At 60.1% G+C, this 13,017-nt stretch carries 11 protein-coding genes and 1 pseudogene; 5 read left to right on the forward strand and 7 right to left on the reverse strand.

What is annotated here, in order from left to right; translation table 11 throughout:
* Positions 1-37: 37 nt before the first annotated feature.
* Positions 38-1,267, forward strand: a complete 1,230-nt coding sequence (locus tag ABIB36_RS19830; protein ID WP_354562685.1) for an MFS transporter — start codon at positions 38-40, stop codon at positions 1,265-1,267.
* Positions 1,264-2,553 (forward strand): CaiB/BaiF CoA transferase family protein, encoded by a 1,290-nt coding sequence (locus tag ABIB36_RS19835; RefSeq protein WP_354562683.1) that lies wholly within the window; start codon positions 1,264-1,266, stop codon positions 2,551-2,553. Before ABIB36_RS19830 ends, ABIB36_RS19835 begins: the two co-directional genes overlap by 4 nt.
* Before the next feature lie 10 nt (positions 2,554-2,563).
* Here the strand turns inward: ABIB36_RS19835 and ABIB36_RS19840 are convergent, their stop codons facing one another.
* The 4 genes and pseudogenes from ABIB36_RS19840 to ABIB36_RS19855 form a co-directional block, all read right to left on the reverse strand.
* Entirely contained in the window at positions 2,564-2,830 is a 267-nt protein-coding gene (locus ABIB36_RS19840; RefSeq protein ID WP_354562681.1) for a GlsB/YeaQ/YmgE family stress response membrane protein, read from the reverse strand.
* Positions 2,831-3,275: 445 nt separating this feature from the next.
* A pseudogene (locus tag ABIB36_RS19845) lies at positions 3,276-3,691 on the reverse strand (IS21 family transposase); the annotation flags it as partial.
* 199 nt (positions 3,692-3,890) lie between these two features.
* Complete coding sequence (locus tag ABIB36_RS19850; RefSeq protein ID WP_354562679.1) at positions 3,891-4,523, reverse strand: class I SAM-dependent methyltransferase; 633 nt, start codon at positions 4,521-4,523, stop codon at positions 3,891-3,893.
* 108 nt (positions 4,524-4,631) lie between these two features.
* The gene (locus ABIB36_RS19855) at positions 4,632-6,278 is read right to left on the reverse strand and encodes an SLC13 family permease (RefSeq protein WP_084345319.1); all 1,647 of its coding nucleotides are present in this window, start codon (positions 6,276-6,278) and stop codon (positions 4,632-4,634) included.
* A 331-nt stretch (positions 6,279-6,609) separates the two neighbouring features.
* On the opposite strand from ABIB36_RS19855, the gene ABIB36_RS19860 reads away from it, so the two are divergent.
* Positions 6,610-8,142 carry a multicopper oxidase family protein gene (locus ABIB36_RS19860; RefSeq protein WP_354562676.1) on the forward strand — a complete coding sequence of 511 codons (1,533 nt, stop codon included), beginning with the start codon at positions 6,610-6,612 and terminating at the stop codon, positions 8,140-8,142.
* On the opposite strand, the gene ABIB36_RS19865 is transcribed toward ABIB36_RS19860, so the two are convergent.
* Genes ABIB36_RS19865 through ABIB36_RS19875 form a run of 3 tightly spaced genes read right to left on the reverse strand, consistent with a single transcriptional unit; the run spans position 8,136 to position 11,415 of the window.
* The gene (locus tag ABIB36_RS19865; RefSeq protein ID WP_354562674.1) at positions 8,136-8,786 is read right to left on the reverse strand and encodes a response regulator; all 651 of its coding nucleotides are present in this window, start codon (positions 8,784-8,786) and stop codon (positions 8,136-8,138) included. The two genes, ABIB36_RS19860 and ABIB36_RS19865, sit on opposite strands and share 7 nt — an antisense overlap.
* Positions 8,783-9,958 (reverse strand): sensor histidine kinase, encoded by a 1,176-nt coding sequence (locus ABIB36_RS19870; RefSeq protein ID WP_354562672.1) that lies wholly within the window; start codon positions 9,956-9,958, stop codon positions 8,783-8,785. Before ABIB36_RS19870 ends, ABIB36_RS19865 begins: the two co-directional genes overlap by 4 nt.
* A gap of 56 nt (positions 9,959-10,014) precedes the next feature.
* Entirely contained in the window at positions 10,015-11,415 is a 1,401-nt protein-coding gene (locus ABIB36_RS19875) for a sensor histidine kinase (protein WP_354562826.1), read from the reverse strand.
* 86 nt (positions 11,416-11,501) lie between these two features.
* Between ABIB36_RS19875 and ABIB36_RS19880 the strand changes: the two genes are divergently transcribed.
* On the forward strand, positions 11,502-12,299 hold the full coding sequence (locus ABIB36_RS19880) for a COG4705 family protein (protein ID WP_354562670.1): 798 nt from the start codon (positions 11,502-11,504) through the stop codon (positions 12,297-12,299).
* Between the two features lie 306 nt (positions 12,300-12,605).
* On the forward strand, positions 12,606-12,911 hold the full coding sequence (locus tag ABIB36_RS19885; RefSeq protein ID WP_354562668.1) for a hypothetical protein: 306 nt from the start codon (positions 12,606-12,608) through the stop codon (positions 12,909-12,911).
* Positions 12,912-13,017 lie beyond the last annotated feature (106 nt).

Raw genomic sequence — 13,017 nt, forward strand, 5'->3', positions numbered from 1 at the left:
ACGCCAGAGTCTCCTGATCGCTGACCCAAGGACCGATGTGACTACCCCAATTGCACGACTCTTCCTCGCAGCGTTGCTGGTCAACGCCGCGTTCGATGCCGTGCGTGTGGCGATGTCCTACCGTGTGCTCGCCCTGGGTGGAGATGCGGTCTCCGTAGGCATAGTTGCTGCAACCTTTGCGCTACTTCCAATGGTGCTGGCGTTGCAGATCGGGCGTTATGGAGACCGCCGTGGAAGTTGGGGAATTCTCACCGCCGGCACCGTCCTATCGACAGCGGCAGTTGGCCTGGCGGCAATGTCGTCGACGATTGTTGCGCTGGCCGTCGCAAACACCGCCCTTGGTCTGGGGCAGGTTATGACGATGATTGGTGCTCAAGGCTTCATCATGGCTCTGACCGAACGCAAGAAGCACGTCAACGGTTTCGCTATGTTCACTCTGGCTGTCTCGGTAGGACAGTCCATTGGCACTCCCATCGTCGGTGTGCTGCTGACCAATGGACGTCACGGTGATGTAGTCGACACCGACATGGCGCTGACAGTGATGACGGTCGTCGCCGCGGCCGCTATCCCATTCGTTCTCTCACTGCCGCGCACAAAACCCGTCGCCAGAAACGGTGACAGATCGCGGCCGGTGCCATTGCACACGTTGGTACGTCGCACCGGAATTGTGCCCGCTATTTTCGCCGGCCTGATCGTGGTCACCGGAGTGGATCTCATTACCGCGTATATGCCGGTTGTCGGCGAATCGATCGGATTGAGTCCGATGGTGGTGAGTGCGCTGGTCTCAACCCGCTCGATCTTTTCGATGATCTCGCGTGCCGCCATGCCATGGTTGTTACAGCATCGGTCGCAGACCGCAATCCTGATCGCCTCCCCCATCATTACGGCACCGGCAGTGTTCGTCTTGGGGATCTCGAGCAACGTCGTCGTCTTGGGCTTGTCCCTCATGGTAATTGGGTTCTTGTGGGGTATGAACCAGCCAGTCACGATGAACTGGGTGACGGTCGCCGCACCGAGTGGTGACCGTGTCGCTGCACTTGCGTTGCGGCTCACCGGAAACCGTGCCGCGCAACTGGCCATTCCATTGGGGGCCGGTGCGATAGCAGGGGTGGCCGGGCCTGGCAGCGTGTTCCTCATCGCCGGCGCCCTGACCGTCGCAGCCGCCGCTTCTACTGCCACGTCGTTGCGCTGGCACCCGGTCCCCGAATTCGTCAGGGCGTCGGTCGCAGCCAAGGTCAGCGTCGTACCCGAAAAGCAGCCGAAATGAATCTATCCGCGGCATTCGACCCGGTGACCGCTGCAATGACGCGGAAGCTGCACATACATGTCCGGCCCGAGCACAACGAACGTGTCACTACCGAACAAACACAGAAGGAGTACGCCATGTCCTCGGCATTCGCAGGTATCCGAGTTCTGGAGCTAGGGCAGATCTACAACGGCCCCTATTGCGGGCTCTTGTTGGCGCAGTTGGGTGCCGACGTTGTCAAGATCGAACCGCCGAACGGTGAGATGCTGCGGTTCCGTTCACATCAAGAGACCGAGTCGCACGAGTTCCTCATGCTCAACTCCAACAAGCGCAGCGTGGTGCTCGATCTGAAGTCGTCTGAAGGGCACGAGAACATGCTCGAGTTGATCCGCACTGCAGACGTGCTCATCGAGAACTACGCACCTGGCACGATGGACCGTCTGGAGCTTAATTTCGACAAGCTCCGAGAGCTGAATCCTCGACTAATAGTTGCGTCCGGCAAGGGTTACGGGTCCACCGGGCCGTACGCGCACATGTCTGCGATGGATATTACTGTCCAAGCCATGTCCGGCAGCATCTCCAGCACCGGCACACCCGACGGACCTCCCACGAAGTCAGGGCTGGCGTTCGTCGACTTCTCCGGTGGAGTTCACCTGTTCGCCGCGATCGCCGCGGCGCTCTACCAACGGGAACACACTCAGAAGGGCCAGATTGTGGAGGTGTCGATGCACGACACCATCTACCCCATGCTCGCCTCGGGCTTAGGAGGACTACATAATTCTCCGGATCGTAAGATCCCTGAACGCACCGGAAACAGGCACTCTGGGCTCGCGATAGCCCCCTACAATGTCTACCCGTCGAGCGATGGTTGGATCGCACTGATCTGTATGGCCGAAAGGCACTGGCATGGCGTCATCGCCAGCATGAGGCAACCGGAGCTGGGTGTCGATCCGAGGTTCGTCACCGAAGCGGACCGTGTGGAAAATATGGACGAGGTCGATGAAATGGTTGCCGCCTGGACCGCCACCTTGCCCCGTGACGTCCTGATTGCCGAGCTTCAGGCTGTCGGCGTCCCCTGCGCGCCAGTGAAGTCGCTCGAGGAAGTAGACACCGACGAGCATCTGATTGCCCGCGGGATGATCCGATACGTCGAGCATCCGGTGAAGGGACGCACACCGGTTCCAGGGTGCGCCCTGCAGCTGAGCGATTCACCGTTGAACAAACTCGACGTGGCGCCGCCGCTCGGCAATGCTACGGACGAAATCTTGGACGAACTGCGTAAGTCACGTGCTGCATACCTGGGGTGACTCGCTCCCGCTACTGGGAGTTCGATCTGGCCGGGCTGAACCGCTGCCACAGTGCCGTGACAAGCAATGCTCCGAATAGTGATCCTATGATTCCGCTCGGCCGCAGCGATATTCCGTCGCCGGCAATCAAACTCACCACCAAGCCACCGACGAAGGAGCCCACGATGCCGGCGGTGAACGCCAGCGTCCAGTCCATGCCGGTCTTGGACCTGCCCAAGATCAACTGAGCGCCGCCACCTATCAGAAGACCGAAGAGAATAATTCCTATGATCAGCACTGATGCGACCTAGCCTTTCAGAGTGCACGTTCGCTATCACGGTGGGAACACTAATTGTCAGGTCAGAGTATGCGAAACGACCCGAGATGTTCAGGTAATACGGTGGACGAATATGTCAATCCCATTCAGGTCCAGCAGGGCGGCTTGATCCGAACCCACCCTGATGCACGGATCAGGCAGATTGCTGAGCTCGGGTATGAGCGAGTCGGCAGGAGTCCGTGCCGGTTTCGATGATGTTGCCGCCGCGGTGGTCGAGGCAATCAGCTTGCTTGACCCTGAGTTAGCGGGAAAGAGCGCGGACAGGGTTCCTGAGAAGCACACAAAAGTTCACCGCCGACTCTGGGTGATGATCGAGACCGAGATCGACCTGGCCAGCCCAGAGAACGTCTGTGGCTGGATTCTCCGCCGAGGGAGACCCTTTCGTCAGATGATGACCGGCCTTCAAATCGGACGCCGCCTCAGCTCCGGGAGCGTGTTCTTGCGGAATGAACACTTCGATGTGGAGTCCGGCTTCGACGTCGATCTGCGCTCGCCGGACCCTGACGTAGTCACGCACCGTCGAATACGACAACTCTTGCCCCATGCTCGTCGGCAAGTCTCGCGAGGATTCGGCGGGCCGGTAACGCTGCTTGCGTGGTGCGTCGATATCTACGGTGAGCATGGCGTCGATCGCGTTTTTGAACGGATCGAGCTTTGGTGAACAACGCACCGCAACTCTTCTCGGCGGCGCTGCGCGTGCGCCAACGCCATCCGTACCGTAGCCCGGTCGACCTGATGCCGGTGAGCCAACTGCCGAATCGAATAGCCCTCGACCCGGGCATCTCTCCGAATTCGAGCAAACAACTCCGTCCGAGTTTCCATCACTGCACTCCACCAGCTACTGGCGTCCAGACAACAAGATGCCACCAACACCGAGGTGGTCTCAGCTCAAACCGTCACCACCGCTGCGGCGAGTCGCAGATAGGCCTGGATCAAGCCGTCACAGCGGTCTCGAATCAAGCTGTCATAAACAGTCGATGGTCGGACGTTCGATGCGTGCCCTCGGCTACGACATCGGCACTCATATCCGCTGTGCCCGCAATCGTTCGACCAGCCCGAGTGTGAACCGGTCGATTTCTTCGACGGTGAAATTTCGGTTGCGGCTGACGGAGTCGGAGGGTCGTCGGAGGAAGTGCTCACCCCCCATCGGGACGCTGATCAACTCGATGACTCGTTGAAGCCATCGAACGACCCGAATGGACGAAGCCACATGGTCGGCCAGCAGCAATATCCCTCCGGGCCGAAGGACACGCGTCATCTCTGCCAGTGCCGCATCGGGATCGGGTATTGCGCAGAGCGAGAACGTGCAGACGACCGTATCGAAGGACTCGTCGTCGAAGGTCAGGGCCTGCGCGTCACCGAGCATCAGTTGCGCTCCGGGCATGGCTTCCCTGGACTTGCTGCCTGCGCGAGCAAGCATCTCCGGGCTGAGTTCGATGCCGGTCAATTCGACGCCAGCTGGGTAGTGGTCCAGATTGAGGCCAGTACCGATGGCAATCTCGAGCACCCGACCTTCGGCTCGGGCGCAGACCCACGATCTGGTGTCTCGAAAGAGAACTCGATCGAGGAATGTCATATGTTTGTCGTAGTTGGCCGATTGCTTGTTCCAATATCGTTGCCACCGCTCGAGTCGGTGTGCCGAGTCCCCTGACATCACTCATACCTTTTTCGTCGAGTCGAATTCGTGTTCCTGGCAGAGCTGTTTCTCTTGCGCTGTTTCTCTTACAAATTCCCAGCATGCCTCTTCAGACCGAGCAGATCGTCACGACGCGATTCCCAAGGACCAGGCAAAGACGGTATAGCTGGCGACGGTGATCAGAGCTATCGCGATGAGGTTGAGCCATAGGCCACCTCGCATCATCTGACCGATCGTGATGTAGCCACTCGCGTACGAGACGGCGTTCGGTGGTGTCGCCACCGGCAGCATGAACGCGCATGTTGCCGCGAGCGCGACCGGAATCGTCAGAAGCAGCACATCGAGATCCATGCCCATCGCCACACCGCCTGCCAACGGAAGAAATGTCGCCGCTGTCGCAGTATTGCTGGTGAGCTCGGTCAGGAAGATGGTCGCGGTCGTTGTCACGACGACCAACAGGATCACGGGGATCGTGTCGAGACCCGCTGCCACGCTACCGATCCAATCGGTCAGGCCGCTGGACTGAAACTGGGCCGATAGGGCGAGTCCACCGCCGAACAGCAGCAATACCCCCCACGGCAGTTTGATTGCCGTGTCCCAGTCGATAAGACGCACTCCGGCCTTACCTCCGCTGGGGAGTAAGAACAACAGAATGGCCGCGGTCATGGCGATGCCGGTATCGGAGATCGGGGGGTCATCGAAGATCAGCGGAACCGCGACCCAGGATGTAGCCGCTAGACAGAAGATGACTGCCACCCGGATCTCACCCTGTGACATCTTCCCCAGAGCATCGAGTTCTCCCCTGATGAGGCCCTTACCGCCGGGGATGTCGTCGATCTCGGGCTTGAACAAGACGTGGGTGAGCAAAAACCATGCGACTAGCAGTAGAACGACGGCGAGTGGAACTCCGGCAACCATCCATTCGAAGAATCCGATGGTGATCCCCTCGCCCTCCAAATATCCCACGAGCAAGGTATTAGGGGGTGTACCGATGATGGTCCCCAAAGAGCCGATCGAAGCGGCGTAGGCGATGCCCAACATCAGGGCGGTCCCGAAATTGCTTTTGATCACCGCCTCGGTGACCGTCACGTCGGTCGGCAGGTCATCGGGCGACGCCGAATGTGCCTGCGCGGAAGGGTCCGTGCCAGCTTCTTCGGTGGCGTGCTCCACCCCGGCCTTCTTTCCGATGTCGAGCACCAGAACCAGAACCGAGACACCAATGGGGATCATCATGACCGCAGTGGCGGTATTCGAGACCCACATAGACAGAAAACCCGTCGCGATCATGAATCCGGCGATCACCATCGTCGGCTTGGTGCCCATGGCGTTGACAGTCAGCAATGCAATCCGACGGTGAAGGTTCCACCGTTGCATCGCAAGAGCCAGTAGGAAGCCACCCATGAACAAGAAAATGATGTTGTTGCCATAGGACGCTCCCACGTCGTTGACGGCGACGTCGGGATCGAAGATCGGGAAAATTATGAGGGGCAACAGTGCAGTTGCGGGAATCGGGATGGCCTCCGTCATCCACCAGATACCCATCAGAACCGCGGTCCCGGCGGTCAACCGCGCAGCATGATCGACATCTGCCGGCATGATCGCGTAGACGACCACGGCCAGCAGTACGCCGGCCGCGAGTCCGATCCATTGACGCTTCCGCCGGCCCGGCTTAACCTCTTCGGCCCGTTCACCGGCCGACTGCTGATCGACCTCTTCGAACCCGTCCACATCGGACTGGCGACCGGTCTGTTCATCTGGACCGAGCTGCGTCATGGGGCCTCCTCATGATCTGCGTTTCGTCAGCTTAATGTTGCGAAGGCCGAATATGTCCGTTTCTCGACACCCGCTCTGTCCAGGCCCCCGGGCTGCGGTGAATCCGGACCCCTTTCATCCGACGATGCTCGACGCAGCCCTTCGGAGAACTCGCTGCGGTACGAACGCAACCGACTACCCAGCACGGGAAACGCTTCTACGACCAGGTACCTGGGTAGGAGGGCTTACCGCAGTGGGGGGCCCATCGGACCGAAGATTCGACCGTTCCAACTAGGAAGACTGGTCGGGAAGGTGCGGGGCATCGCACTGTCCCGCCCGAACGAGGAGCATCGTGAAACAACTATCCAGAAGGCACTTCTTGACAGGCCTTGCCGCGACACCGATCGTGATATTCGCCGGATGCAGCGGCGGCGGGAACGAACCGGTTCGAGCGTCGCCGTTGCGGCAGTTGCCGATACCGCCCATTGCCGAGTCCCGGATCGATGCCAACGGCACCCGTCATTTCGAGCTGATCGCAGCAGCCGGCGCCGCAGAGCTGGTCGCTGGGAAGACGACGGCCACTTGGGGATACAACGGTTCGCAGCTGGGGCCGACGTTGCGTGCTCGTCGCGGCGAGACTGTGGCTTTCACTGTCGAAAATTCGCTGCCCGAGCCAACGACCGTGCATTGGCATGGAATGCACGTTCCAGCCCGCTTCGATGGCGGGCCCCTTCAGAGTATCGACCCCGGTGACAAGTGGGAACCGACATGGACCATCGACCAGCCGAGCGCAACACTGTGGTACCACCCGCACCCACACGGTTCGTCGGAAAAGCACGTGTACCGCGGACTCGCGGGGGTTTTCCTCGTCGACGATGCTGTTTCCGATTCCCTCGGACTGCCCGGTGACTACGGAGTGGACGACGTACCGCTCATCATTCAAGATCGTCGATTCAAGGAGGACGGGAGTCTCGACGAATCGGATTCCACCGATATCGGGCTGCTGGGCGACACTATTGTCACCAACGGTATCGCCGGAGCGTTCCTGCCTGTCGTTACCGAACGCATTCGACGCCGCATCCTCAACGGATCGTCAGGACGCTTGTACAACCTCGGGTTCGAAGACTTCCGCGAGTTCCAGCTCGTAGCGACAGACGGTGGCTTGCTGGGAAAGCCCTTGTTGTTGAGTAGGATTCAGATCAGCCCGGGTGAACGCGTCGAGGTGATCGTCAGTATCGAATCGGGAACGGATTCGATACTGAAATCATTTCCGATCGACGATCACGGCGGTGTGGGTCGGGAATCCGCCGACACCTTCGGCTTTGCGGATACCTTCGATATTCTCGAACTGCGCGGAAAGCAACGTCTCAGAGCGTCGCCGGAGCTCCCTGCTGTACTTTCGGTTCTACCGAAACTGGATATCGGGAGGCCCGTGGTAGAGCGAACATTTGAAATGCGATGGTTCATGATCAACGGCCAACGCATGGATATGAACCGCATCGACTTTGCGTCGATTGTCGATACCACCGAGGTATGGACGGTGAAGAACGTGGACAATTGGCCACACAACTTTCACGTACACGATGCACAGTTTCAGATCGTCGACATCGACGGGGCTCCACCGCCGCCCGAGCTCGCTGGATGGAAGGACACTGTGTACACACCTCCGGGTCAGCGGATACGGCTGGCACTGAGGTTCGACGAGTACACCGATACAGCGCAGCCATACATGTACCACTGCCACATGTTGATGCATGAAGATCAGGGAATGATGGGGCAGTTCGTGGTGGTCGAGTCGGGTGATCGATCAGCGCAGACGCTCAGCCCTCCACTCGATACTTCGGGCATGAATTCGATACCGGCACAACATGAAAAGCATCATTGACAAGTGCGATTGGCGAATATCGCAAGACGGACTCGGTTGTCGCACCCCGTTTTCTCCATAAGGTTCGAAATGTGCGATTTCACCGTGGTTACACCGATGTGCAGTCGACTCCCGATCTCTTGATTGCTCAAACCTTCGCTGACCAGCTTCAGCACGTCCTGTTCTCGCGCAGTCAACGAGGCTGTTGGGATCTCGGCTTCTGGACCGTCCGGACCGTGCGGGGCGGCAGTGAGGGCGCGATCTACGATTCGACGCATGAGCTGTGGTGAGAACAAAAAGTCGCCGTCTGCCGTTCGCCGGATTGCGTTCAGCAGGTCCACCGGCGCGGTGTCCTTCACCAGAAACCCGGCAGCGCCGGCGGCCAACGCGGGGTAAAGGTGATCGTCGTCATCGAAGGTTGTCAGCACCAGCACCTTCGATCCAGGGTGGGATGCCACGATCTGTCTCGTTGCCTCGATACCGCCGAGACCGGGCATCCCGAGATCCATCAAGGTCACATCGGGTGAGAGTTCGGCGGCTAACCGAATTGCCTCTACGCCGTTGGATCCTTCGCCGACAACGGCCAAATCCGGTGTCGACTCGCACAACATCCGAAGGCCGGCCCGTATCAAGCGTTGATCGTCGATGATCGTCAACCGGATCACAGCGTGTGTCCAGGTGTTGCAGGGGCAGCGTCTGCTGCGGCGGGGATCCACGCATCGAGTTCCCATCCGTCGACGGTTGCTGCTGTCGCTAGTTGTCCGCCCAGAAGGGCTATGCGTTCTCTCATGCCGACGACTCCGTATCCTTCGCCGCTAGGCGGGCTATTTTTGACTCCAATATTGGTGATTTGAACCGAGAACCCCGCACCCTTGCGAACTATCGACAGATTCACAGCCGACGCGGTGGCCGCGTGTTTCATGACATTCGTCAACGCCTCCTGCACAACCCTGAGCAACGAGAGCCTGCTGATTGCATCCAGTTCGCTGATATCTGCATCCACATGGGCCTTCACTTCGTATCCGGCACGTCGAGTGCGATCTATGGCGTCGAAAATTTCGGACCGTACGGCGTCGGGATCCACAAGAGGGACTTCGTCCAGGGACGGATCGCGCAACGCGGCAAGGAGTCGGCGAATGTCGGCCAATGCATCCGATGCTGTGAGGTGTACATCATCGAACACTTCATCCACTCGTGGATCGACCCCTCCGATTACGTGTCGCGCTACCCCTATCCGCAACACGATCGCAGCCATGTGGTGCGCGACGAGGTCATGCAATTCTCTTGCCACAGCTGTTCGCTCCGCTGATCGTGCACTTGTTTCAGCTGTGGCCGTCCGGGCTTCTGCGTCCGCGGCGCGTTGTCCATAGGTCGCCGCAAGCTCGCGCTGCGAACGAACGTACAGACCAAGCAGCAGAGGGAGTCCGACGAAAAGTGCAGTCGAGACAACTGTTGCCCAGCGCCACAAGATATCGGGGTGGTCGAGCCACGACCCGAGCACCAACGCACCTGCCCAGACCACGGCTGCGAAAATCCGAGATGCCCTGGACGAGCGTAAAGCCACCTCGCCCAGGGCTACAGCACCAAGGTAGGGCACAAGCTCCGAGACGCCCCATGCCTGCGCGGCGAACATCGGCACCGACAACGCCGACAGCGTGATGGACGCGGCGAGCGGTGCCCTGTCGCCTACGGCGAAGATCGCCGCCGACGCGCATCCTAGGAGCCAGTAACTCAACGGGACGTGGAACTCCCCAGGAAAGGTGCTGGCGATCAGCAGGATCGGAACCAACGCCATCGGTGCAAAGCGAATCGTTCTACGCAACCGAATGTCGATCATCACACCACCTTAGGTGAGCCACCCCCGTTACTGCCGGTGGCAACCTCGGTGACGGATCAGGTCCTATCGCTCGCGAGTTCACAGTCCGACCCCATGCGTAATCTGATCTCGAAACGAGCGCCGCCCAGTGGCGATTGGAGAACAGTCACCGAACCAGCATGTGCGGCAACCGTGCCGGCAACAATGGCCAAACCCAGTCCCGCACCGCCTTCATCTCGCGTTCGGGACGCGTCGAGTCGCACGAATCGGTCGAACACTCGCTCTCGCTCCGACTCAGCAATACCCGGACCATCGTCATCTACGGTGATCAGAGCGGACCCGCCCGACTCTGCGCAGGACAATTCCACTCGGCTGTGCGCATGCCGGATCGCGTTGTCGACGAGATTGCGCACCATCCGCGCCAGCGCCTGCTGATCCCCTGTCACACGAACAGGAACGATCGACGTCCGAATAGTCACGTCCGCCATCGATTCGACCCGCTTACCTTCCTCGTACAGAAGATCGTCGAGGTCGACGTCGACTGCGCTGATAGCAGTCTGCTTTTCGTCCGAACGAGCAAGCAGCAGAAGATCTTCGATCAATCCCCGCATCCGGCGCGCTTCGGGAAGTAGCGACTCGTCTATCAATGTTTCGTCGATCAGCTCCGGTCGTGCTGCAGCGAGTTCGAGAGCAGCAGTAATGGTGGCGAGTGGGCTTCGGAGTTCGTGGGAGGCATCACTGACGAATCGCTGCTGCGCACGCTGCCCAGCGTGGAGCCGCTCCAACATCTCGTTCATGGTCACCGCAAGTCGGGCGATCTCGTCGTGTGCTTCTGGAACCGGGATATGCTCCCCAAGTTGACCATTGGAGATCGATGCCACGCGAGTCCGGATCCGTTCGACGGGGCTCAACGCCGCACCGACGAGTCGGTACGTCGCCAACGCGACGAGCGCGATCACAATGGGGCCGACGATGGCCAGTAGAACTGCGACCGTGGTGACGACGTCTTCGACCGGTTCACGATCGGCACCCACCACCACCGTCACCGGCCCCTCTCGCGTCGTCGCACCGCGGCCCGTCACCCAGAAATCGCCACTCTCGTCGCGTTCGACACGGCCGAGATCCTGCGTGGTCGAAGGTTCAACGTCGACTGTGGACAACGGTGTGTCTCCATCTCCACTAGAGGAGGCGAGTACTACTCCGGACGCGTCGACGATCTGCACGATCCCGATCTGACCGTCGGTAGCCAACAGCGAATCGTCGATCTGCGACGGCGAATCGGACTCGAGCTGCTCGGACACCTGCACAGCTCGCGCCGCTGCGGCAGTACGGCTGGAGGATTCGAGGGAGTTGTAGAGAACACCCAACAACGCGCCGCCCGCCACGATCAGGCACACGGCGACAACCAGGGTCGAGGCAACCGCCGAGCGCACCCGCACGGTCCAACGTCGTGGCCGCAGTACATCGATGTAGGACATCACGCCACCAGTCTCCTACCTGCAGCGCCGAAGACAATGACCATCTTCAGCATCCCTTCAGGACCGCTCTGCCACAGTCCCATTCCATGACCACCACACGCACGTTGGCGAGCAAAGTCCCCGAGGTGACGCTCTACTTCTGGATCATCAAGATCCTGGGAACCACGGTTGGAGAGACGGCCGCCGACGCTCTCAACATGGATCTCGGCTTCGGTCTTGCCGGGACCACTGTCGTCGTCGGCATCATGTTGGTCGCTGCGCTGCTCTACCAGTTCACCCTTCGGCGCTACGTGCCGTGGGCGTACTGGTTGGTGGTTATCCTGATCAGCGTCGCGGGCACATTGATCACCGATAATCTCACCGACAAATTCGGCGTGCCCCTTGCAACAAGCACCGGGTTCTTCACCGCCGGACTGATCCTGACCTTCGCAACCTGGTATATCTCCGAGGGAACACTCTCGATACACAGCATCCGAACCCGCCGCCGAGAAGGGTTCTACTGGCTCGCAATCCTGTTCACTTTCGCACTCGGTACCGCTGCGGGCGATCTGGTTGCGGAGCAGATCGAACTGGGATATCTGACGTCGGCGCTCATCTTTGCCGCCATCATCGCCCTGGTCACCGCCGCGCATTACGGCCTACACCTCAACGCCGTCCTCGCATTCTGGATCGCATACATCGTCACCCGCCCACTCGGCGCGTCCATCGGTGACTACCTGACCCAGGACAAGACTGCCGGCGGGCTCGGACTCGGATCAACCATCGTCACCACCGTGTTCGTGATTGCCATCGTTGGTTCCGTTGCATACCTGAGCATCACCAAAGCCGACGTCCTCGACACCGCCGCGGACAATTCCGACGCTGAAGACGCAGCGAGGGCGTAGATCCACACTGAAGATGGGTCGGCGTCCGCGTGAGAGGTGTTGCGAGCATCCTCACGTCACTGAAACCCTGGTGACTCTCGCGCGCATCGTCGAATTCTCGGTACGTGAGGCATTCCGGCGCTGGTTCGGCTCCGACTGGCCGGCATTGTCGAACGCGACATACCAGAAGGATCGGGTCGATCACCGCACGCTCACGAAAGCCACGGACCCTTTCAGCTCTCCACAGGGATCCTTCAGGAGCCGACTGCGATATTCGGTCCTGTACCGCACGAACGATATGTGCACACCGACGACCGAAGGAACCTCGTGGACATCAAGAACAAGATTGTTGCCGTCGCTGCCGTAGCGCTGGCAAGCGGATCCATCGGCGGCGGCATCGCCGCCGCTCACACCCTCGATCACGCAGCAACACCGGGCAGCAGCAGCGTCGTCGACACACCGGAAGCAGGGGACACTCCCGATGCGCCAGGCGCAGTCGATGTTCCCGAGGCCGCAGACACCCCGGACGCACCAGTCGCAGCCGACACACCCGAGGCCGGAGATACCCCGGATGCACCGGGCTCGGTGGACCTGCCCGAGCCCGGCGACGTCGCGGACGCACCGGGACAGTAACTCCCAGTTCGACCCGACCCGTAGCGCCCGAAGGCTTACCGCCTTCGGGCGCTACCCAATTCGCTCCCACCGCACGATCCTGCTGTATACCAGGATCTTTCAGTTT

The sequence above is a fragment of the Rhodococcus sp. UYP9 genome, from assembly GCF_040547235.1.
Lineage (GTDB): Bacteria > Actinomycetota > Actinomycetes > Mycobacteriales > Mycobacteriaceae > Rhodococcoides.

Excerpts from the sequence above, each read along its gene's own strand:
- ABIB36_RS19875 (WP_354562826.1), bottom strand. The coding sequence starts at position 11,415 with ATGTCCTACATCGATGTACTGCGGCCACGACGTTGGACCGTGCGGGTG.
- ABIB36_RS19870 (WP_354562672.1), bottom strand. The coding sequence starts at position 9,958 with ATGATCGACATTCGGTTGCGTAGAACGATTCGCTTTGCACCGATGGCG.
- ABIB36_RS19855 (WP_084345319.1), bottom strand. The coding sequence starts at position 6,278 with ATGACGCAGCTCGGTCCAGATGAACAGACCGGTCGCCAGTCCGATGTG.
- ABIB36_RS19835 (WP_354562683.1), top strand. The coding sequence starts at position 1,264 with ATGAATCTATCCGCGGCATTCGACCCGGTGACCGCTGCAATGACGCGG.
- ABIB36_RS19880 (WP_354562670.1), top strand. The coding sequence starts at position 11,502 with ATGACCACCACACGCACGTTGGCGAGCAAAGTCCCCGAGGTGACGCTC.
- ABIB36_RS19850 (WP_354562679.1), bottom strand. The coding sequence starts at position 4,523 with ATGTCAGGGGACTCGGCACACCGACTCGAGCGGTGGCAACGATATTGG.